The 21,309-nt window shown below is 43.5% G+C and carries 20 protein-coding genes; 10 read left to right on the top strand and 10 right to left on the bottom strand.

Going from position 1 to position 21,309, the window contains the following annotated elements:
• From chrA to trxA, 9 genes are all read left to right on the top strand, one after another.
• Positions 1-1,200 carry a chromate efflux transporter gene (gene chrA / locus G458_RS0117445; RefSeq protein WP_026953032.1) on the top strand — a complete coding sequence of 400 codons (1,200 nt, stop codon included), beginning with the start codon at positions 1-3 and terminating at the stop codon, positions 1,198-1,200.
• A 79-nt stretch (positions 1,201-1,279) separates the two neighbouring features.
• Positions 1,280-1,945 carry a CBS domain-containing protein gene (locus G458_RS0117440; RefSeq protein ID WP_026953031.1) on the top strand — a complete coding sequence of 222 codons (666 nt, stop codon included), beginning with the start codon at positions 1,280-1,282 and terminating at the stop codon, positions 1,943-1,945.
• Positions 1,946-2,039: 94 nt separating this feature from the next.
• On the top strand, positions 2,040-2,915 hold the full coding sequence (locus tag G458_RS0117435; RefSeq protein ID WP_026953030.1) for an NAD kinase: 876 nt from the start codon (positions 2,040-2,042) through the stop codon (positions 2,913-2,915).
• Between the two features lie 90 nt (positions 2,916-3,005).
• The gene (porG, locus tag G458_RS0117425; RefSeq protein WP_026953029.1) at positions 3,006-3,767 is read left to right on the top strand and encodes a type IX secretion system protein PorG; all 762 of its coding nucleotides are present in this window, start codon (positions 3,006-3,008) and stop codon (positions 3,765-3,767) included.
• Positions 3,768-3,849: 82 nt separating this feature from the next.
• On the top strand, positions 3,850-4,587 hold the full coding sequence (locus G458_RS0117420; RefSeq protein WP_026953028.1) for an isoprenyl transferase: 738 nt from the start codon (positions 3,850-3,852) through the stop codon (positions 4,585-4,587).
• 98 nt (positions 4,588-4,685) lie between these two features.
• A complete protein-coding gene (locus G458_RS0117415; RefSeq protein ID WP_026953027.1) occupies positions 4,686-7,382 on the top strand; it encodes a BamA/OMP85 family outer membrane protein in 2,697 nt (898 codons plus the stop codon).
• Between the two features lie 92 nt (positions 7,383-7,474).
• Positions 7,475-8,005, top strand: coding sequence for an OmpH family outer membrane protein (locus G458_RS0117410; RefSeq protein ID WP_026953026.1), 531 nt, complete (start codon positions 7,475-7,477; stop codon positions 8,003-8,005).
• Positions 8,006-8,017: 12 nt separating this feature from the next.
• Entirely contained in the window at positions 8,018-8,584 is a 567-nt protein-coding gene (locus G458_RS0117405) for an OmpH family outer membrane protein (protein ID WP_035468447.1), read from the top strand.
• A 65-nt stretch (positions 8,585-8,649) separates the two neighbouring features.
• Positions 8,650-8,955 (top strand): thioredoxin, encoded by a 306-nt coding sequence (gene trxA, locus G458_RS0117400; RefSeq protein WP_026953024.1) that lies wholly within the window; start codon positions 8,650-8,652, stop codon positions 8,953-8,955.
• A 27-nt stretch (positions 8,956-8,982) separates the two neighbouring features.
• Here trxA and G458_RS0117395 read toward each other — a convergent pair whose 3' ends face one another.
• From G458_RS0117395 to accD, 7 genes are all read right to left on the bottom strand, one after another.
• Positions 8,983-10,407 carry a pseudouridine synthase gene (locus G458_RS0117395; RefSeq protein ID WP_026953023.1) on the bottom strand — a complete coding sequence of 475 codons (1,425 nt, stop codon included), beginning with the start codon at positions 10,405-10,407 and terminating at the stop codon, positions 8,983-8,985.
• Between the two features lie 129 nt (positions 10,408-10,536).
• A complete protein-coding gene (gene murQ / locus G458_RS0117390; RefSeq protein ID WP_035468445.1) occupies positions 10,537-11,349 on the bottom strand; it encodes an N-acetylmuramic acid 6-phosphate etherase in 813 nt (270 codons plus the stop codon).
• The gene (locus G458_RS0117385) at positions 11,346-12,188 is read right to left on the bottom strand and encodes an N-acetylglucosamine kinase (RefSeq protein ID WP_026953021.1); all 843 of its coding nucleotides are present in this window, start codon (positions 12,186-12,188) and stop codon (positions 11,346-11,348) included. Before G458_RS0117385 ends, murQ begins: the two co-directional genes overlap by 4 nt.
• Position 12,189: 1 nt before the next feature.
• Positions 12,190-12,417, bottom strand: coding sequence for a cytochrome b5 domain-containing protein (locus G458_RS0117380; protein ID WP_026953020.1), 228 nt, complete (start codon positions 12,415-12,417; stop codon positions 12,190-12,192).
• Positions 12,418-12,504: 87 nt separating this feature from the next.
• Entirely contained in the window at positions 12,505-13,656 is a 1,152-nt protein-coding gene (locus G458_RS0117370; protein ID WP_026953019.1) for a formimidoylglutamase, read from the bottom strand.
• A gap of 82 nt (positions 13,657-13,738) precedes the next feature.
• The gene (nqrF, locus tag G458_RS0117365) at positions 13,739-15,043 is read right to left on the bottom strand and encodes an NADH:ubiquinone reductase (Na(+)-transporting) subunit F (RefSeq protein ID WP_026953018.1); all 1,305 of its coding nucleotides are present in this window, start codon (positions 15,041-15,043) and stop codon (positions 13,739-13,741) included.
• 133 nt (positions 15,044-15,176) lie between these two features.
• Positions 15,177-16,019 carry an acetyl-CoA carboxylase, carboxyltransferase subunit beta gene (accD, locus tag G458_RS0117360; protein WP_026953017.1) on the bottom strand — a complete coding sequence of 281 codons (843 nt, stop codon included), beginning with the start codon at positions 16,017-16,019 and terminating at the stop codon, positions 15,177-15,179.
• Between the two features lie 214 nt (positions 16,020-16,233).
• Here accD and G458_RS0117350 point away from each other — a divergent pair, with 214 nt between their 5' ends.
• Positions 16,234-17,868 carry a carbon starvation CstA family protein gene (locus G458_RS0117350; RefSeq protein ID WP_026953016.1) on the top strand — a complete coding sequence of 545 codons (1,635 nt, stop codon included), beginning with the start codon at positions 16,234-16,236 and terminating at the stop codon, positions 17,866-17,868.
• A 9-nt stretch (positions 17,869-17,877) separates the two neighbouring features.
• On the opposite strand, the gene G458_RS0117345 is transcribed toward G458_RS0117350, so the two are convergent.
• The 3 genes from G458_RS0117345 to G458_RS0117335 form a co-directional block, all read right to left on the bottom strand.
• The gene (locus tag G458_RS0117345; RefSeq protein ID WP_026953015.1) at positions 17,878-19,416 is read right to left on the bottom strand and encodes a phosphatase PAP2 family protein; all 1,539 of its coding nucleotides are present in this window, start codon (positions 19,414-19,416) and stop codon (positions 17,878-17,880) included.
• A gap of 11 nt (positions 19,417-19,427) precedes the next feature.
• Positions 19,428-20,363 carry a hypothetical protein gene (locus G458_RS0117340; protein WP_035468503.1) on the bottom strand — a complete coding sequence of 312 codons (936 nt, stop codon included), beginning with the start codon at positions 20,361-20,363 and terminating at the stop codon, positions 19,428-19,430.
• 136 nt (positions 20,364-20,499) lie between these two features.
• Complete coding sequence (locus tag G458_RS0117335; protein ID WP_026953013.1) at positions 20,500-21,045, bottom strand: hypothetical protein; 546 nt, start codon at positions 21,043-21,045, stop codon at positions 20,500-20,502.
• Positions 21,046-21,309 lie beyond the last annotated feature (264 nt).

The raw sequence follows: 21,309 nt of genomic DNA, 5'->3' as shown, positions 1-21,309 counted from the left end.
ATGTCGGTACGAAGAGTCCGATATTACGTTTTTCTGAAAGACATTCTGATTCTTTCCCTCACCTCATTTGGGGGACCCCAGGCGTTTTTAGCCATGCTGCTGGAAAGGATGGTGAAAAAGCACGCCTACATTTCGGAGGAGGAGCTTTGGGAGCTAAATGCCCTGTGCAATATGCTTCCCGGCCCCTCCTCCACTCAATTAGTCTCCGCTATAGGCTTCCGAGTTGGCGGGCCAAATCTCGCCTATTTGGCACTTTTTGTCTGGATATTGCCAGCCACGATGATCATGACCTCTGCAGCTTTGTTGATCAGCTTTTTGCAGGAAAACACCCCCGGGGCCTTGAAATTTGCCCGATTTATTCAGCCCATGGCGATTGGATTTATCATTTTCGCCGCCCAAAAAACCATCAGTAAAATGGTCAGGACAACCGAGGCGATGATCCTGATGCTGATTTCAGCCTTCGTGGCTTTCTTTTACAGTTCTCCCTATATTTTCCCGGTGATGTTGGTATTGGGAGGCCTCAGTACATCCATCAAATACAAAAACCAACCCAAGGTGGACGAGGAGAAAACCCTGTCCATCAAATGGAGTAACTTTTACCTTTGGGCGGGGGTATTAGTCCTCGCTGCTACCGCAGGTGCTATTACCAAGTGGCAGCCCATCCTGCTCTTCGAGAATTTTTATCGTAACGGGAGCTTGATCTTTGGAGGAGGACAGGTCCTTGTACCCTATTTGTACACCGAATTTGTAGAATTCAAGCATTTCTTGACCTCAGAGGAGTTTTTGACAGGCTATGCCATCTCTCAGGGAATTCCGGGGCCTACGTTTTCCATTGCCTCCTACATCGGCGCTTTGTCCATGAGAGGATTCGGAACTACCGGATTTATTTTAGGAGGACTGATTGCAGCTGGAGGAATTTTCCTCCCAGGAATATTCCTGATCTTTTTTGTAATCCGATTTTGGGATCAACTCAAGCTTTACAGGCCTGTACGGGCTGCTTTGGAAGGTATCAATGCTGTTTCTTGCGGGATGCTTATTGCAGCCGCCTATTTACTTTTTGAACCCCTGGAAGCAAATGGACTGAACATCTTTTTTATTCTCGGCACTTATTCCTTGCTACAATTCACCAAAATATCCTCTCCGTTTATCATTTTATTCGGGATCGTTTTGGGGATTTCGGTAAATTACTTTTTGGGATAACCCTTAAAAAACCTTCTAAATGAACAGAAATGCTTAGGAAAGCGTTTTAAGTTCTCAATTCATTTCCTAACTTTCTCTTATGCAAGCCTACGAATTCATCAACAGCCTGATCCCACCACTGAAGCTTTCAGACCGGACCAGTATGGCTTTGGGCTGGATGGAAGAAATTCGTACTGCCTTTCTGCCCGTGGTGCATCAGGGAAAATTTTTAGGCTTTATCAGCGATGAGATCATTTATGAAATCAATGATCCGGATCTTTTAATCAGTGAAATCGAACTTGAAGCTGGGACCTGCTGGGTATATACCGACAAGCACATTTACGATGTCTTAAGAGTAGCCTCAGACAACCAAATCAATCTGGTCGCTGTCCTGGACAGAGAAAATTCCTACATGGGAGTCATCACTATGGAAGATGCCATATCGGCATTTGCGGATAGCCTTTCGATCAAGTCCCAAGGAAGTGTATTGATTCTGTCGATGAACATGTCTGATTATCATTTGTCAGAGATTGCCCGGCTGGTAGAGTCTGAAAACACAAAAATTCTTAGCTCTTTCATCACCACTGATCCCTTGGATGATACTAAGATCAAACTGACGCTGAAGATGGATAAACCCGACCTGAAGCATGTCAAAGCTACCTTGGAAAGATTTGGGCATAGAATTATCGATCACTACCAAGAAGAGACTGGAATAAGCCCTGATGCAGACCGAATCGGGAACTTGTTGAGATTTTTAGATATTTGAGGCATGAAATCGAGCATTAGGCCAATCTTCACTCCAAACAAAGACAATTAGCCTTGCGAGATTACATGTGACCCCTTTTAACTACTTTAATCACATGAAAGTCGCCTTGCATGGCCTGTCACTCAAGGCCGAACACTTCCCGCAGATTGAATTGTTGTTTCAGGAATTGAGCAGCCACGGCTTCGAAATCTTTGCTACAGATTCCTTTGACCGTCAATTGAAAATGAACGGGAACAAGCTCTTGTCTTATTGGTTATTGGAAAATTCCGATGAAATCTCCCAAATGGACTTCATCATTTCCATCGGTGGAGACGGTACCTTGCTCGACACGGTCTGTGTGGTAGGTAGTCATGAGATCCCTATTCTGGGTTTAAATATCGGGAGAATGGGTTTTTTGGCCACTGTCGCGACGGATCGAATTCCAGAGGCGGTAAAATATCTGGCCGAAGGAAACTTCCAGATTGAATCCAGATCATTATTGAGATTGGACAGCAACCGACGCTTGTTTAATGGCATTCATTTCGCGCTGAATGAATTCACTATCCATAAGCGGGATACCTCCTCGATGATTACCGTGCACACCTACATTGATGGAAAATACCTCAACTCCTATTGGGCAGATGGCTTGATCGTATCTACTCCGACCGGATCCACTGGTTATTCCCTAAGTTGCGGAGGCCCGCTCATTACACCTGAAGCAAAAAGCTTTGTCATCACTCCGGTAAGTCCCCATAATTTGAACGTACGTCCGATAATAGTCTCAGATGACTCAGAGATCAGCTTCAAAATCGAAGGAAGAGCTGATAAGTTTATGATTTCCTTAGATTCCCGCTCCTCATCCATCTCTTCTGAGGTAGATTTGAGCGTGAAAAAAGAAAAATTCTCGGCTAAATTGGTCAAATTGCCCCACTATCATTTCTTTGATACACTCCGCCAAAAGCTTAATTGGGGATACGATATGCGTAATTAACTATTGGCAATCTTGAGCTTAACATTAATTAACCCGGTAAATACTTTGGAGCGTTTTTTAAACGTTGGGTACTTTATAACTTGCATCGTCTTGAAAAAGGTCAATTCTAAGATTTTCAGCCACTTAATTCTGTTTTTGGTTTTTACAGGAGCATTTTATCTCCCTTTATCAGCCCAGAAATACGAAATAGGTGGAGGAATTGGTGGAGCTGTTTATTCCGGCGACATCCTTCGGAAAATTGATCCCGGGCAAGCAAGCCTTCAAGGAACGTTATTTGGCAAGAGAAATTTTGACAATGTGTGGACATTGAGAGCCGGGTTAAGTCTGGCTCAGGTAAATGCAGCGGACAGTATCAAGCCTATCGATGCGATGGCTAGGTATCGGGATGCAAGGTTTAGGGCAGGAATTATTGAATTCTCTGCGGTCATGGAGTTCAATTTTTTGGACTTCCTTAGAAATGACTCTGAATTCAAATTTTCCCCTTATGCCTTCTTTGGCCTGGGCTATGCACAAATTCTGGCAAAAGGTAATACTTGGTTTTATCTGCCTTCCAGCAGATACAACTTGGGAACAGTGGTAATCCCCTTCGGAGGAGGTGTGAAATATCGTCTCAATGATCGGTGGACCTTTGCCGGTGAGTTGGGGTTCAGGCCTACGACGACGGACTATCTGGATAAACTGGACAGTTCACTACCGGTAATCCCAAGGTACCCACAGCCCGCAGATCCAAATACCGGACAATCACCTCCCTACGGGGTGAACTTTGGTAATCCTTACACCAAAGACTGGTACTATTTTCTGGGCTTTACCCTGAGCTATACCTTCGCCAATGTGAAGTGCTATGCTTATTAATTAATTGACTCCTAGGGCTGATTATTTAAAAAGAAATAGCATTTTTGTACCTCCAAAAAAGTAGGTACCCAAGTCACTTGGAATGAAGGAAAATATAGACCTCACCAATATCCCCAAACATATTGCGATCATCATGGACGGCAATGGCCGTTGGGCCAAGAAAAAAGGCGCCATGAGAATCTTCGGACACCGACACGCGATTCAGGCTGTGAAAGATGCCATTGAAGGCGCTGATAATCTGGGGGTGAAGTACCTAACCCTATTTTCATTTTCCACAGAAAATTGGTCAAGACCACAAGATGAAGTCAAAGCCCTGATGGAGCTTTTGGTGAAAACTATCATCGATGAGATCTCCCAAATGATGAAAAACAACATCAGACTGGAGGCCATCGGAGATATCGAAAGCCTTCCAAAATCAGCTTATGACAAACTTATGGAAGCTAAAGAACTGACTTCCAAAAATACCGGTCTGACGGTGATTTTAGCACTAAGTTACAGTGGACAATGGGAACTCACTCAAGCTGTCCGACGCATTGCTCAAAAAGTCTCAGAAGGTAAACTGAGTCCTGATCAAATCACCCAACAAACCGTGGCAGAAAATCTGGACACGGCAGGAATACCTGATCCAGAACTGATGATCCGCACCAGCGGAGAGTATAGAATCAGTAATTTTCTGCTCTGGCAACTTGCCTACACGGAGTTGTATTTCACTTCGGTCTTGTGGCCGGATTTCAGGACGGAGCACCTTTATGCTGCAGTAAAAGATTATCAAAAGCGAGAAAGACGATTCGGGAAGACCGGAGAGCAAGTAAAACCTTAATTTATTGATGAAATCGAGCCTGACTCAAGCGCCTTTTCAAGGCACTAAAAATAGCCCAGCGAGATTCCATATGGCCTTTAGGGTCAAATTATAGTCATATGAAAAGAAGTTTATTGATTCTGTTTTGTGTGGTTTGGTCCTTTTCGGCCATGGCGCAGATCCGTTTGGGCCAAAGCCGCTATGCATCCCCCAGACCTGTCAATATTCTGGAATTGAACTACGCAAAACCAGAAAAATACAGAATTGCCGAAATCAAAGCTGTCGGTCTAACCACCCTGGATGAGAATGCGATCATTTCTCTCTCCGGGTTAAAAGTGGACGATAGAATCGAAGTGCCAGGTGAAAGTATTTCCAATGCTTTGAAAAAACTGTGGGGTCAGGGAATCATAGGTGATGTGAAAATCCTAGTTACCAAAATTGTGGGAGAAGACATTTACCTTCTTTTGGATTTGACCGAAAGACCGAGGTTCTCACGCGTGGAATTTTCAGGCATCAACAAAACCCAAGAAAGTGAACTGCGGGACAAAGTCAATATCCGAGGCCGAGTAGTCCGGGACGACGTTCTGAATACCGCCAAAAGAAATATTGAGAAATATTACCTCGACAAAGGCTATTTGAATGCCGATGTTAAAATCATTCAGGATCGAGATACCACCTTACCCAATAGCGTCAAACTTAGATTTGATATCAATACCAATTCCAAGGTAAAGATCAATGAGATCAAGTTTTATGGAAATGAGGAAATCGCCGATCGTCCCCTGAAAGGCAAAATGAAGAAAACCAAGGAATACCCAAGGGTTGCGGTTTTCAAAGATGTCTATTCCAGAATTACAGATGCAGATGCCAAAAGTGCTTCTTCTGCTTTGCTGAAAACAGAGCCTGCAACCAAAGAGGATGCGATAGATTACATTCACAAAAACTTCAAGCTCAACTTCCTAAACGGATCCAAATACATTCCAAAGGAATATAGAAACGACAAAAACAGCGTCATCAATTTTTACAATAGCCGAGGCTTTAGAGACGCCAAAATCGTTTCAGACTCTGTTTACAACTTCTCCGATGACAAAATCAACATCAACATTGCCGTAGAAGAGGGAAGAAAATACTACTACAGAAACATCTCCTTTACTGGTAATTACATCCATCCCAGCTCTGTGCTTTTGGCAAAATTAGGCATCGAAAAAGGAGACGTGTACAACAAAGAGAAGCTTGAGAAAAGGCTTAACTACGATCCTCAAAAAGGAGATGACGTGAGCTCCCTGTACCAGGACAACGGATACCTGTTCTTCAATATCGAGCCAGTAGAAATCAATGTCGTCGGCGACTCCATCGACCTGGAAATGAGAATTTTTGAAGGCCCTCAGGTAACTGTAAACAGTGTCAATATCAAAGGAAATGAGCGTACCTCAGACCATGTGGTCATGCGTGAAATCCGAATTCTCCCTGGACAGAAATTCAACCGAGCCTTGCTGGTAAGAACCATCCGGGAACTTTCCACTTTGGGATATTTTGACCCGGAAAAAATCAACCCTGACCTAAGACCCAACTTCGAAAATGCCACGGTGGATATCACTTTCGAGCTGGAGGAAAGACCCAATGACCAGATCGAATTGTCCGGTGGCTGGGGTGGTTTCTATGGGTTCGTAGGAACAGTTGGCTTGGTGTTCAATAACTTCTCGGTGAGAAACATAGGTGATTTCAGCAAGTGGGATCCCCTTCCGGTAGGCGATGGTCAAAAGCTATCTCTTCGAATCCAAGCCAATGGACAAACCTTCCAAAACTACTCTCTGTCTCTTACAGAGCCTTGGTTTGGAGGTAAAAAACCAAATGCGCTGAGCGTTTCCTTCAACCATTCCGTACAGCGTCAGGTAAATTTCTTTAATCCGACAGCCAACACGGATGACAACGGGTTCTTCAAGATTACAGGTATCACGCTGGGTCTTGCCAAGCGAGTGACATGGCCGGATGACTACTTCAGTATCAGCAATGCCCTAAGATTTCAGAATTACGAGTTCAATAAATTCGGTACTTCTTTTGGCCTGAGCTACCCTACCGGAAATTCAAAAAGTGTGACCTTAAACACTACCATTGCGAGAAATAACGTGGATAACAACATCTATCCTCGCTTGGGATCCAACATCATGCTTTCTATCGCGGCTACTCCGCCTTACACTTCTTTGAATAAGAAGATTACTTCAGAATCTGCAGATCCTACCAAATACGAATGGCTGGAATACCACAAGTGGATGTTTGATGCATCATTCTACTCCCCGATTTTCGGGTCAAATAAGTGGGTAGCTAGTGCCAGAGCACACATGGGCTTCTTGGGTTCTTATGGCAATAAAATTGGTCTGATTCCTTTGGAAAGATTCGTGATGGGTGGTGATGGGATGACCTTCAACAACTTTGCTTTGGGTCAGGAAATCATCGGTCTCCGAGGATATGAAAACCAAACGATCACCCCCGGAAGAGATACCAGAGGCACTGCCAATCCTGAACCTTATGGCGGGGTAGCTTACAACAAATATGTAATGGAGGTTAGATTCTTGGTTTCTCCTAATCCATCTGCCACCATCTTCTTGCTAGGTTTTGCGGAAGCTGGGAACAACTGGGGGTCGTACAAGGACTTCAATCCCTATGACTTGAAAAAGTCTGCAGGCTTTGGGGCAAGGATCTTTATGCCTGCTTTTGGGTTGCTTGGAATTGACTGGGGATATGGATTTGATCCTATTCCTGGATCTAGACAAGCGAGTGGACCACAATTCCACTTTACCATCGGACAGCAGTTCAGATAATCTTCCGAATGATCAGAGCGTTAGTTAATTTATGTAAAAAGTTAAATTGCATTTCTCCTAAAAACTAAAGCCTCTGAAAACTGGTCGAAGACATGAATAAATTCCTGAAAATTGTACTTTTGCTGCTCTTATCGCTCACAGCGGGCCCTTTGGCGGCACAAAAGTTCGGATACATTGATTCAGAATACATCCTGAACAGGCATCCAGACTACAAAATCATCCAAGGTGAGCTGCAGAAGCTAAGTGCGGAGTGGAAGAAAGAGGCACAAAGTTTGGATCAAGAGATAAAAGATCTATCCACTCAGCTGAAAGCCGAAGAAGTCCTTCTCACCGAAGAGATGTATCAGAAGCGATTGGAGGAGATCAAAGCAAAGCAAAAGGCTTCGCAAGAATATAACAGCAGAATATTTGGAATCAACGGGATGTATTATCAAAAGCAGGCGGAACTGCTTCAGCCTCTTCAATCCAAAATCTACGATGCCATTGAGAGAGTCTCCAGGCGAAACAACCTGGCCGTCTTATTCGATAAAGCAGCCGGACCTTCTGCCATTATTTACACAGACCCCAGACACGACTATTCAGAGTTTGTACTGGATGAATTAGGAATCGAAGACAACAATTAAATACACACTAAAATGATGAAAGTAAAAGTTATCCTAGCCGCAGTAGCTTTGCTATTCGTAGGATTCACCGCTCAGGCGCAAGAAGTAAAAATCGGATACACCAGCGTTGAGTTTCTAATGGACTTGATGCCTGAAATGGAACAGATTGGAGCTGATATCCAAGATTACCAGACTCAGCTACAAACCAATATCCAAACCAAAGCTGCAGACTTCCAGCGTCAGGTACAAGCGTATCAGCAAGCCGCTCCTACCATGACTGATGCTGCCCGTAATACCAAAGAGGCAGAATTGACCAAACTCCAGCAAGACCTTCAGAAGTATGAGCAGGACGCTCAGATTTCTTACCAGAGAAAACTTCAGGAGCTATTGGAGCCCGTACAAAACAAAGTGATCAATGCCATCAATGCTGTAGCCGCTGAACACAACTACACGCATATCTTCGCTGAGACTGCTGGTCAGTCCCCTATCCTTCTTTATACCAAAGAGCAGGACAAATTCACTGAATTGGTAGTAGCAAAACTTGGATTGGTGATGCCTCCGGCTGCACCATTGGATTCTACAAGACCAAGAATGCAATAATTCTTCCTTAGGGATATTAATTCACAAACCGACTCCTAATAAGAGTCGGTTTTATTATTTGTACCATGCCTAAAAAGAACCCCAAAGAAATCATTTCACAAAGCCAGGAGGCAGTCTTGGTGGATTTCTATGCGGACTGGTGTGGACCTTGCCAGACCATGACCCCCATTTTGGAAGAGGTCATTTCTGAACTCGGAGGAAAAATAAAGCTCCTAAAACTCAATGTAGATAAGCATCCCCAACTTAGTCAGCAATTTGGCATCCGTTCCATTCCCCATTACATCCTGTTCAAAAGAGGAAAAATCCTCTGGAGGAAAGGAGGGATTTTGACCAAGCGGGATTTACTCAATCAGCTGAAAGGATTTGTATAAAAAAAGCTCCTCTCGGAGCTTTTAAATTTAGATATAATACTTCAGGCGAATCACTTCCTGTTCACTCAAGAACCGGTAATGTCCCCGCTTCAGATCTTTTTTGTCCAAACCGGCATACATCACTCGATCTAATTGCTCCACTTCATATCCGAAGTGCGCAAAAATTCTTCTGACGATCCTGTTTCTGCCGATGTGGATTTCCAATCCAAGTATTGTACGGTCTTTGGACAATACTTGCATGTCACCCACTTTCACTTCCCCATCTTCCAGACTAAATCCTTCCAGAATTTGTTCTTCGTCCTTCTGCGTCAAAGGCTTATCCAAGGTCACCTGGTAAATTTTCTTGATCTCATTGGAAGGGTGAGAAAGTTTCGCTGCCAGCTCCCCGTCATTGGTAAACAATAACAATCCGGTGGTATTCCGATCCAGTCTTCCTACCGGGAAAATCCGCTCCTCACAGGCATTTTCTACCAATTTCATAACCGTCTTTCGCTCCATAGGATCATCCGTAGTGGTGATAAAATCCTTAGGCTTGTTGAGCAAAACATAGACCGGCTTTTCTGGATTTACTTTTTTGCCTTGATATACTACACGGTCAGACTTCTTGACTTTGTGCCCCATCTCAGTCACCACTTCCCCATTGACCATGACCAAACCTTGGGCAATCAAATCATCCGCTTCTCTTCGGCTACAAATACCCGAATTGGCAATGTATTTATTCAGACGGATCTGTTCATCGTCTCCTTTTCCCTTCGCTCTTTTAGAAGGAAGGTTATCAAAATTATAGTCAGGACGATCAGGGTTTAGCTCTTGACGACGGACTCTGTTTTTTCCAAAGCCGCGCTTTTCTTCGCTTTTTTCTTCTGAGAAACGTGGCTTTTCATAAGCGAATCGGGGTTTTTCATCCTTACCCCGGCCTTTATAAACTTTTCGGCCCTCTTCTTCTTGGGTAAACTTGCTCTCCGAAAAGTCTCTTTTGTATGGCTTTGGAGAATCATCTCCCCGACGTTCATATTTCTTAGGTCCAAAATCCTTTTTCCCAAAACGATCTGATTTGTCTCCAAAAGATTTTCTTGGGGATTCTCCCTCATCCCGTTTTTCAAATTTCTTGGAAAAGCCTCCTTCTTTGGAGAATTTTTTCTCTCCAAAAGACTTTCGCTTTTCTTCTCCGAATTCAGTTCGCTTTCCGAAAGCAGGTCTCTCGGATTTTCCTTCTTCTTTGAAAAATCTGCCTTTTGGCTTGTCCCCAAAGGATGGTTTACCTTCATTTTTCTTTACAAAAGAAGACTTCCCGTAGGAATCTCCTTTTTTTCCAAATGAGGATTTCTTGGAATCATATCCCTCCTCTCGTGGGCCTTTGGAATAAGAATCTGATTTTCTGGAGGATTTTGGGGAGTCGAAGTCCTTTTTGTCTTCGTTAAAAAATGGTTTTCTAGGATTGTTCTTTTTCATAAGTATGCAGCATCACTGCTGTAGTTGATAAGTGAATAATAAGCTGCTGAAATTCAAACGCTTATTTGGGAGGCAAAGATATAGCTATTCCCATGAATTAGCTAGGCAGCCCCCAAACTTTCTTAAAGTTCAGCTTCTGTTTTTATAATAAAATTCGGTTGCGTTTCTAACAGAACCCTCGGAAAGGAGTAATTCTTTGGCTTGGTCGTATCCCAGGCCTGTAGCTTCCATAATCATTTTGGTTCCTCTGTCCACCAATTTTGCATTGGAAAGCTGCATGTCCACCATTTTGTTTCCCTTTACTTTCCCGAGCTTGATCATGACAGTGGTAGAAATCATATTCAGCACGAGTTTTTGGGCTGTACCAGACTTCATCCTTGTACTTCCTGTAACAAACTCAGGTCCTACCACAACCTCGATGGGATATTCCACGGCCTTAGCCAATTCTGAATTTGGATTACAGGTAATACAGCCGGTCAAGAGTCCTTTCTCTCTGGCCGCCTTTACCCCACCGATCACATACGGTGTGGTGCCAGAAGCAGCTATTCCAATGACTGTATCCAGATCCGAAAAGCCATACTCCATAATATCTTTCCAAGCCTGCTCAGCATCATCTTCGGCATCCTCCACAGATTTTCGAATAGCTTTATCACCTCCAGCAATCAAGCCTATGACCCAATCATGGGGAACTCCGTAAGTAGGAGGACATTCTGAGGCGTCCAGAATTCCCAATCTTCCGCTGGTACCTGCACCGATATAGAACAACCTTCCGCCTTCTTGCATCCTTGGCACAATCTCTTCCACCAACTTTGAGATGGCATCTAGCTTTTCTTTCACTGCAGGCGCAACTTTATGGTCTTCTGCATTGATATTCTGCAAAAGCTCCAGTACTTCCATTTTTTCTAAGTTCTCATACAGAGAGCTGGATTCAGTGACTTTCATGACAATTCTTGATGATAGAGTGTGAGACCTGCGATTGGATTTTCGATAATGATTTGAACCTGAATTCCCCGATCCCTTGCGGCTTTTCGAAGAATATCACTGTTATAAAAAGCTATAGAGCCTACAAAGTTGACCGGCTTTTTTTCATAACCCTCATACTTGCATACATGCTTTGAAAAGAAGTCCTGAAAAGCCTGATAGTATAGATTATAGCAATACGGATCCGCAGCATTTTCGGTGATAAACCGGCAAAAACTTGCCATATATCGACTGGGAAAAGGCTGACGATAAACATGGTCCTGAATGATGTTCTGCGTAATATGAAAGCGCTCAATAGCAGCAGTTCTGATTTTTTCAGGCATTTCCTCATGGATAAAATCCTGCAAAAATCTCCTCCCCACATAGCATCCTCCCCCCTCATCGCCCAAAATAAAACCTGCCGCAGGTCGGGTAGCTATGATCTTCCCTCCATCATAGTCACAGCTATTAGAGCCTGTTCCTAAAATACAGGCAATCCCTGCCTGATGCCCACATGTAGCTCTTGCAGCAGCTGATAAATCATGGTCCACTTCAACGGATGCTTTGGGAAAGACTGAATTCAAGGCCTCTGCCACCTCTTGCTTTCTCTCGGGTGCCGAACACCCAGCTCCATAAAAGAAAATCTGCTCCACTTCTTCAGAAACACTGACCAAAAAGTCATTTTTCATCTGAATGGACATTTCTTCAGAAGTCATGTAATAGGGATTAAATCCTACCCCTCGGTATTGGCTGATTTTCCCATCTTTATGGATTATCCTCCAATCCGTCTTACTGCTTCCGCTATCTGCTATTAAAATCATCTTATCCTAAAAGCCCAACGGGCTGAAATTTTTCAAATACTTTTTCTGTATGCGGAGCATCTTCCAATTCTTCTGTCAAGTCTTGCCCGGCCCAATGCTCATAATGAGTCCCATTTTTCCAAAGTCTGGACCCACTGACATCATAGATTACTCCTTTATAGGCTACCCAAATTTCGGGTTTATCCTGACCATTTCTCAGTGCCAATTGCTGCTTGGTGTAGCTTTTCATCCGATCACCGAAAAATTTCCGAGGACACTATTAAACTCCATGGACAAATTTCCCAAAATGCAATTTTCCAAGTCTTGCAAGATCTCATCAAAACAACTTAATCTGGGAATTGATCCATCGCTCCGGAATTTCCCCTTTTTGGGCCATTTGATAGTCAGCATAGCTACAAGGAACCGTACTTACGCGGTCAAACCGGTCTGATTCGTTATGAGGGATTTCCATCCACCACTTTCCACTCCTTTTACTTTTATAAAAAACAAGGGAATTAGGCTTTGTATCCAAAGAGACTGTGTATTTGATATAATCAGAGCTTTTAAAGGAAAGGCTGTCTTTTCGACTGTAAAACCCTTCTATGAAATACCAGATCATGACTGCTGCTACTTTCGCAGTTTTGTTGTTAGGATCATCAAAATACGGGTCGTAGCCATAGAGACCAAAGGAGCTTAATTTCTCGTTAGTGCCCGCAAACCAGCTAATCTGACAGGCTTCTTCTCCAGAAAGTCCAAAAGGTTGCGCATCCACAGCTCCCGGAGCATCCGCAGACTGGATTGCAGACAGGTCAAAGCTGAGTAAATCAGCATCCCGAATTAGGGGCTCAATCTCAGTAAATTTATCACGGATTTGGCCTAACCTGACATGATCGAAATATAGCTTTTCCAGCACATTGACCAGGGAAGGATCTACCAAGAAGCTTTGATAAGCCAGATGGGTATAGGAGAAAAGGAAATTTGGCTGGTGGAGCACTATTTCCTGGGTATGACGCGTGTCCTCTTTCCCCACTTCTTCCATGTCGATTTTGGAATCCACATTGACCAAACTCACCAGCTTTTTCATTTTCTGGTAGGAAAGGTATTGTCCATAATCTAAGTCGTGAGTACCTCCAAAGTAGATTGGAAGAATTTGCTGCTTCATCAGATACTCTCCTACCTGTCTGAGGTTTTGGTAGGTATCATTGAGGGTTTCTCCTGAAATCAAATCCCCCAAATCCACCAATCGGATGGCATTGGGGCCTTTTTTCAGCTCATAGAGCTTCTCACGGATTTCAGAACTTCCACGACTTACACTTTCGGCCCTTGCCGTACCTCGACTTTCCTTAAGTCCGACCAAAGCAATTTTCACCTCTTTTAGGTCGGGAAAATCTTTTCCATAAACTTTCATTTGATGGAAAAGCGTGTTTTCAGAATAGGATTTTTGAAGTAGATACTCAGGGACAGGATCAAAAAAAGACTGGATATTCATACGTAGGCGATGGTTGAATAAAATTAAACAAAAATGGTACTAAACTAAAAAATCCCGCCGAAGCGGGATTTTTATTTTTTGATTAACCACCAAAGTCGTCAAATCTGATGTTTTCTTTAGGAATGCCTAAGTCATCCAAAAGCTTCAATACTGCCGCGTTCATCAAAGGAGGACCGCATAGGTAGTATTCTACTTCATCTGGCTCAGGGTGATTCTTCAGGTAGTTATCATACAATACCTGATGGATGAATCCTACATAACCATCAGCTTCTTTGTCTTCCAAGGACTTTTTCACTTTCCAGTTATCTTCTGGAAGCGGTTCGGAAAGTCCGATGTGGAAGCTGAAGTTTGGAAAATCTTTTTCGATCTCTCTGAAATGAGGCACGTAGAACAATTCTTTCTTAGATCGTCCACCATACCAGTAAGACACTTTTCTGGAGGTCTTTTCAGTATGGAAAAGGTGGAATATCTGAGCTCTCAATGGAGCCATACCTGCACCACCACCGATGTAGACCATTTCTCTTTGGGTCGGGTTGATGTGGAATTCACCATAAGGACCAGAGATGGTTACTTTGTCTCCTGGCTTTCTGGAGAATACATAAGAGGAACAAACCCCTGGATTTACATCCATCCATTTGTTGTTAGCTCTATCCCATGGTGGAGTAGCAATACGGATAGTCAACATCACGATATTACCTTCCGCTGGGTGGTTGGCCATAGAATAAGCTCTGAATAGAGGCTCATCATTTTTCATGACCAAAGACCAAAGACCAAACTTGTCCCAATCACTCTTATAAACGTCAGCTGGGTGACCCAACTCAGGATGCGGAGTGATGTCCATATCCTTGAAATTTACAGTGATGGCAGGAACGTCAATCTGAATGTATCCACCTGCTTCGAAATCCAAGTTTTCTCCCTCAGGAAGTTTTACTTTGAATTCTTTGATAAAGGTGGAAACGTTGTAGTTGGAAATAACCTCACACTCCCATTTCTTAATTCCGAAGATTTCTTCAGGAACACGGATTTTAAGATCATTCTTTACTTTAACCTGGCAAGCCAATCGAACTTGACCTTGTTGCTCAGCACGGCTCAAGTGTCCCACTTCAGTAGGAAGCACATCACCGCCACCTTCTTCCACCACACACTTGCACATCGCGCAAGTACCACCTCCACCGCAAGCAGAAGGAAGGAAGATCTTTTGATTTCCCAGTGTAGAAAGCAAGGTAGATCCAGCTGCAGTTACAATTGGATTGCTTTCATCACCATTAATGATAATTTTCACATCTCCTGAGTTGACCAGTTTGGACTGGGCGAAGAGGAGAATAAGTACCAGTAGCAGAATGATTATCGTAAATGCTACAATGGACGTAATAATTACAGAACCCATGAAATTTTGGTTTTACTTTTTCGTAGGAATAGGCCCCAATTTGGGTGCACAAATATATTTATTAATCACTAAAACAGGCCAATCAAATTGAAAATTGCCTTCAATTCATTTGGCTTTTTGATAAGGTAACTGATTAATTGTTCAAGAGGTTTAGCAAAGTGGTCAATCTGGCCTTCAATTGTCTTCTATCGATGATGAAATCCAGGAATCCATGCTCCAAAACGAACTCAGAACTTTGAAAGCCTTTGGGCAAATCTTTCCCGATGGTCTCCCGGATAACTCTTGGTCCTGCGAATCCGATCAATGCTCCCGGCTCGGCAATGTTGAAATCCCCAAGCATGGCGTAGGATGCAGTCACCCCCCCTGTAGTCGGATCTGTCAAAAGTGAGATGTAAGGAATCGCAGCTTGATCCAAAAGCGCCAATTTTGCCGATGTTTTGGCCATTTGCATCAGGGAAAAGCCCGCTTCCATCATTCGCGCACCTCCAGATTTGGAGATCATTAAAAAAGGAACCTTGTGTTTTAGGGAATAATCAATTGCTCTTGAGATTTTTTCCCCTACCACAGACCCCATGGAGCCTCCGATGAAGTTGAAATCCATACAAGCTACCACGATTTCCAAGCCATTCATTTTGCCATGGGCAGTCCTCACCGCATCGTTGAGCTCAGATTTTTTGATGGTAGCTTCAATTCTGGAAGAGTACGGCTTGGTATCCACAAATTTCAGTGGATCACCGGAGGTCATATTCTTGTCCAGCTCTGTAAACTTATTGTTATCAAAAAGGATTTCGAAGTATTCTTTGGAGCCGATTTTGACGTGAAAATCATCATCTGGGCACACATAAGAATTGTTTTTAAGCTCACGGGTATGGATGATATTCCCGTTTGGCGTTTTAAACCACAGACCGTCAGGAGCGTCTTTCTTCTCGGCGGTTGAGGTTTTAATGCCTTTGTCAGTTCTTTTAAACCAAGCCATAAGGATTCGTTAGAGTGTTTTTTTGACGAGTCAAAGGTTACAAATTTAGACCTAATCTCCAGTAATTAAAATTTAATCGCTGCTTAGTTCCTAAAAGACAATCACTACCTATCCCGTAAATTCACTTTTCCAGCCGAGTATTTTTATATTATTTTGAAAATTAATTGATGAACCTACCATTTCATAACCTAATCTCGCTTCTTCCCAAATAACCATGAGTTTAGCCCTCCTATTATTGATTTCAGCAGTCATTTTGATTGCCGCATACAGGTTTTACGGAAGCTTTGTCTATAAAAAATTTGGTTTGGATGACTCCCGAAAGGCTCCTTCCCATACTCATCGGGATGGAGTAGATTACGAGCCCAGCAAGCCAATAGTGGTTTTAGGACACCATTTTGCTTCCATTGCCGGCGCAGGACCAATTGTGGGGCCCATCATTGCGGTAACCTTTGGATGGATTCCCGCTGTGATTTGGATTTTGGTAGGAGGAATTTTCTTTGGAGCAGTGCACGACTTGGGAAGTATGGCAGCTTCTCTACGCACGGAGGGAAAATCCATCGGCGTGATCATCCGAAATCAAATCGGTCCCAAGGGCAAACAACTCTTTGTCCTGTTTTCCTTTTCTACCTTGATCCTTGTGATCGGAGTTTTCTCTGATATCATTGCCAAAACTTTTGTCTCAAATCCAGGAGTAGCCTCAGCTTCTATCCTCTTTATTGGCTTGGCAGTAGCTTTTGGCTATGTGAATCGACTGATTGGTAACCGAACCATTTCCTTCATTCTTTTGACCGTGGTAGGAGTAGTCTTGATGTACTATTTCGTCTATTTGGGCACTCAGCTTCCTTTTGTATTGAGTTATGAAATCTGGATTTTGGTGCTTTTGGCTTATGCCTTTATCGCCTCTGTCACACCTGTTTCCCTGCTTTTACAACCCAGAGATTACCTCAACAGCTACTTGCTGTATGGAATGATGATCGCCGCTGTCTTAGGAGTAATAGTAGCAAACCCAGAAATTGAGATGGGGAATCAAATTCAGGCCTCCAGTGAAAATCTGGGATATGTTTTCCCCGTTTTGTTTGTGACCATTGCCTGCGGTGCAATTTCCGGGTTTCACTCTTTAGTAGCTTCCGGGACTACTTCCAAGCAATTGGATAAGGAAAGCGATGCTAAAGTTGTCGGCTTTGGAGGAATGTTGATCGAATCATTTTTAGCAATAATTTCCGTAGGAGCTGTGGTAGTCCTTTCCCGAACTGAATATTTTGAAAGACTGACTTCAGAAGGTCCCGTTTCCTTGTTTTCCACAGGTCTTGGGGGAATGATTTCTACTTTGGGCGTTTCAGAACAATTTGCTATTGGTTTTGTGGCCTTAACGGTGTCAGCTTTTGCACTGACTACCTTAGACACCTGTACCCGACTGGCCAGGTTTACCCTTCAGGAATATTTCGAAGATATGCCTCAACCTGCCGCCCAGGTCCTGGCAAAGAACCGATACCTATCCACCTTCATCGTGGTCGTACTTTCAGTTCTCCTTTTGCTTTCCGGTGAGTTTTCCACCCTTTGGCCGATTTTCGGTTCAGCCAATCAGCTTTTAGCGGCCTTAGCCCTGTTGACCATTGCGGTTTGGCTAATCAAGAAAAATATCCCCGCCACCTTTGTGACTTTGCCCATGTTCTTCATGTTTACGGTCACACTTGCCTCCTTGGGCCTGTTTGCCTGGAAAAACTTTCAGGAAAAAGGCTATGTCTTAGCCCTTATTGCTGCCTTGCTTTTTGTACTGGCAATTTCCTTGATTTTCCTGGCCTTCAAAAGCCTGAAAGCAGAAGCCAAAGAGCCCGCAAAGGCTCTTTGACAGCTTTTATTATTTATCAGCACCGTCTTGACGGGCTCTTAGAATGGTGTACTGCGCCACATCTCTTCCCTGTTTCGTGCCTACTGTAGCATCAAAAGTCCAGTGAATTCCACCATACACTCGTGAAATGGCAGCTTCCTCGGCCCAGGTTCTGAAAAGCTGAGCTTCTTTTGGAAATACATAAGCCAAAACCTCAGCCGCTGCAGCCGAAAAGACCGAATGTCCGGAAGTATAAGCTGGAAAATTAGGCGTACCCGCAATTGTCTCGAATCCTTTGATCAGCTGAATAGGACGCGGGTAATGATAATAGTACTTAGCATCCCAGCAACTGATCCCTCCATCCATAATCGCCATATTGAGGTAGGCCAAAGTACGGGCAGAACGAAGCGTACTCATTTTATACTGGACAATGTATCGGTTGGCAAAGTCATTCCAATGTCCAGGAGGAGTGTAAGTCCCTAGACCGTCTTGCCAGAAATTTGCAATTCTTCTTCGCTCTGAGGTTCGGTTGGCTGCATAATCCTTCAGGATCTTTACATCCGCTTCAAAAGCTGGAGATCCGGGTGCCGGAGGAATTCCCGGACGGGTATCCTCCACACGCGGAACATTCCAAAGCTTTACCTTGCCAAACAATGGAGTCAAACCCACAGGTCTTTGGGGGGATTCCATATTTTCCCATTTCCACCCAAATCTTTGAAAAGCAGCATTGGCAATGGAATCTGAAACAGCTTTGGTGGTTTGGGCATTTTTCATCCCATCCTGGGCTGCTCTTGCCAAGGCTTTGGCCGCAATGGCCTGCCCTAATTGAGTGCCAGCCTCCAAATCACTCTTCACAAACTCGCCTGAAAGCAGAAGACTTTCCAAATGCTCTTTTTCTTTTTGTTCCAAAAAAGCTGCTTCCAGAGGAAACATGGCCGTCAAAATTCGCCGGGAAGCAGAGGCGATCACTGCCCCATCAGAAGGATAGGCTGGTATATTTTGCTGGTGAAAAGCCGTAGGAATGGAAGAATCAGATCGATAGGCAGCTGGTCTATTGTATTTGTATTTATAATGCCAGGTGGCTATCAACCCGTCAAACTGGGCTACAGACAAATACGCCAGTGCTCTACTGGCATAGGGAGGATGTGCAAAAGGAAAACTTGGAGGCCCCCCCGGATTTTGAGGGTCGGGCTGGGAATAACTTCCATCCGGATTGGGGCCCGGGATAAGATTGTATTTCGCAATCAAGAAAAGTCCGATCTCATTCCATCTGACCACCGGGTTATTGGTCCAATAGGCAAGCTTCTTTCGCTGGGTTGCATTCATATTTTGAATGGCCTGTTTGGTCTGAGCCAACTCCGCCTGATAGGCAGAAGAATTCGTGGCCTCGGGCACAGGAATACTGATTTCTGCTCCTGAAGTAAGAAGTATTGGCTTCCAGTTTCCCCCATTCTCGTCTAGGGAAGCATATTCATAGCTTTCGTATGGAAGTTCGGTTTGGAGATCCTTATTGCAGGAAAATATGCCGAACAAGGATAAATACAGGATATAATGTAAATGTTTTTTCATGGGTGTGGTCGTTATTTCAAAAGGCTAAACTGGTAGGTGATGCCAGCTCCAAGGCTGGACATTTTTGGGGCATTTTTCCCATCGATCACCTGATTATAGGATGCCAAAACACCCAGTCCTTTGATTTTTTGGAAATAATAATGAGCAAAAACTCCAACCCTTTCCATGTTGACCTGGTTGGTGGGTTGGGGAGCATTGTAGGCGCGGATATCGTCTCCTGAAGAGGAGCGCTGGCCCATGTAGCTAAGTTCTACCCGAAGTGCATGTCCTTTGATCCATTTTCCAAGAGTAAGTTCGTAGTTCCAAGAATTGGGAACGTCCATCCATGGGGTATAATAGCTTCCGTCATTGTAATAATATTCCCGCTCTGCTTTCGTATAGCCTTTCCAGACAAAGGCCCCTCCCCCTCTGAAATAAACACCGCTTTCCAATTTATAATGGACAACTCCCCTCCATGCTAATTGGGGAGTGCCAAGTCCTAAAGAATAGGGCTGGTAATCAGAGAGGTAATCAGAGGCTCTGTTGGAGAAATTAAGTGAGGCGAAGCCTGAAAACTCACTCTTTTCAAAATCCTTTTGAAAGACTTTATATTTCAAACCGATGGAATAATCCTGGAAACCTTTGGCTCCTGCAAATCTTCCTCCATTAGGATAGGTAGAGTTGGTGGACACTACAGGTATCCCAGCATAGATATTCAGCTTGGAAGTAAGTCCGTATGCCGCCATCAAAAGGGCGGTCCTGCGCTGGACAGTAGCTATAGTTCCGTTTGTTCTTAGAAGGGATCCTTCCCAGTATTCATCGAATTGACCGTATTCATAATTTCCCAAAAAGCAGATTTCATGCTTGGGCATCATCAGCTCATCCGTTGGGGATTGAGCCAAGGTATAGGTTTGCAGTCCCAAAATGGCTAATAGCAAACCATTCAGGAACTTATAATAGAAGTTCATGGAGATAAATTGAAGGTAAAAAGGAGGAAATAGTCTAAAAGCAGGAAGCCCTAATGCTGTTAGGATTTCCTGCTTTAGTGAAATTAAGTGCATACCCAATCACTCCAGCCTATGGAATAATCAGAAATTAAGAAAATCAGGAAATCTGGGGAGGAGGGGAATCTAGTGTGAAATCAGGACTCATGTAAGTCGAAAAAATAAACCCAATCTGTATTTCATACCCTGACCGATCAGCTAGTGTAAGGCTAAAAACGTCAGATTCTAAATAGTCTTTGGCAAATAATTTTACGAAGGTTTTACCTCCCTGATCTTGGGGTAATTCATCCTCTACGAGTGAGGAGATCCATTTTTTCACAGAAGATTCCAAGACCCTTCTGGCGGTATCAGGAACGTAAACAACCTGTAGGGTATCGTTTTGGTATCTTTGCTTGATAGCCCGAAAATATTTTCCGTCTTTTTCAAATCGGGTATTGGTCGCTTGAAATTCTTCCTGATTGGCCATATAGGGAGCGGACAAGGGAATTTCCATCATTCGCTCTTCCAAGCCAGAAGTCTGAGCCCCATAAATTTGGTCTTTCCATTGATTTTCCAAGGAATAAGAAGCTGAAAAATAAAATCCATAGTAGCCAAAATGGAAGATGGCAAAGCAAATTAGGAGCGCTATGGAAATGATCTTTCTCAAGTGGACTATTTCAATTTCGAAATGTGTGTGTTTTTCCTCAAATAAGAAAATGAAAGGTCCTAAAAACCAGAAAAAATATATTTTAGGACTATATATCTTATTTTTTCAAAATTTTCTTTTTTGTTCAGCCTATCCAACAAAACAAAACCAGCATTAACCCTAGCCCAATTGAAACCCCTCCATAAACTTGAATTACCTTGAGCCTGTTAAACCGATCCAAAAACCAAAGCACCCAAACTGGACGGATCAAGCCCAACACTAAGG

The organism is Algoriphagus mannitolivorans DSM 15301 (assembly GCF_000429425.1).
In the GTDB taxonomy this organism is placed as follows: domain Bacteria; phylum Bacteroidota; class Bacteroidia; order Cytophagales; family Cyclobacteriaceae; genus Algoriphagus; species Algoriphagus mannitolivorans.
This window is presented reverse-complemented; position numbering and strand designations above follow the sequence as displayed.

Coding starts and splice junctions, on each gene's coding strand:
- G458_RS0117370 (WP_026953019.1), bottom strand. CDS start 13,656: ATGAATATCCAGTCTTTTTTTGATCCTGTCCCTGAGTATCTACTTCAA.
- G458_RS0117350 (WP_026953016.1), top strand. CDS start 16,234: ATGAGTTTAGCCCTCCTATTATTGATTTCAGCAGTCATTTTGATTGCC.
- trxA (WP_026953024.1), top strand. CDS start 8,650: ATGCCTAAAAAGAACCCCAAAGAAATCATTTCACAAAGCCAGGAGGCA.
- accD (WP_026953017.1), bottom strand. CDS start 16,019: ATGGCTTGGTTTAAAAGAACTGACAAAGGCATTAAAACCTCAACCGCC.
- G458_RS0117385 (WP_026953021.1), bottom strand. CDS start 12,188: ATGATTTTAATAGCAGATAGCGGAAGCAGTAAGACGGATTGGAGGATA.
- G458_RS0117415 (WP_026953027.1), top strand. CDS start 4,686: ATGAAAAGAAGTTTATTGATTCTGTTTTGTGTGGTTTGGTCCTTTTCG.
- G458_RS0117410 (WP_026953026.1), top strand. CDS start 7,475: ATGAATAAATTCCTGAAAATTGTACTTTTGCTGCTCTTATCGCTCACA.
- G458_RS0117345 (WP_026953015.1), bottom strand. CDS start 19,416: ATGAAAAAACATTTACATTATATCCTGTATTTATCCTTGTTCGGCATA.
- murQ (WP_035468445.1), bottom strand. CDS start 11,349: ATGAAAGTCACTGAATCCAGCTCTCTGTATGAGAACTTAGAAAAAATG.
- G458_RS0117380 (WP_026953020.1), bottom strand. CDS start 12,417: ATGAAAAGCTACACCAAGCAGCAATTGGCACTGAGAAATGGTCAGGAT.
- G458_RS0117420 (WP_026953028.1), top strand. CDS start 3,850: ATGAAGGAAAATATAGACCTCACCAATATCCCCAAACATATTGCGATC.
- chrA (WP_026953032.1), top strand. CDS start 1: ATGTCGGTACGAAGAGTCCGATATTACGTTTTTCTGAAAGACATTCTG.
- G458_RS0117435 (WP_026953030.1), top strand. CDS start 2,040: ATGAAAGTCGCCTTGCATGGCCTGTCACTCAAGGCCGAACACTTCCCG.
- G458_RS0117395 (WP_026953023.1), bottom strand. CDS start 10,407: ATGAAAAAGAACAATCCTAGAAAACCATTTTTTAACGAAGACAAAAAG.
- G458_RS0117440 (WP_026953031.1), top strand. CDS start 1,280: ATGCAAGCCTACGAATTCATCAACAGCCTGATCCCACCACTGAAGCTT.
- G458_RS0117405 (WP_035468447.1), top strand. CDS start 8,018: ATGATGAAAGTAAAAGTTATCCTAGCCGCAGTAGCTTTGCTATTCGTA.
- nqrF (WP_026953018.1), bottom strand. CDS start 15,043: ATGGGTTCTGTAATTATTACGTCCATTGTAGCATTTACGATAATCATT.
- G458_RS0117340 (WP_035468503.1), bottom strand. CDS start 20,363: ATGAACTTCTATTATAAGTTCCTGAATGGTTTGCTATTAGCCATTTTG.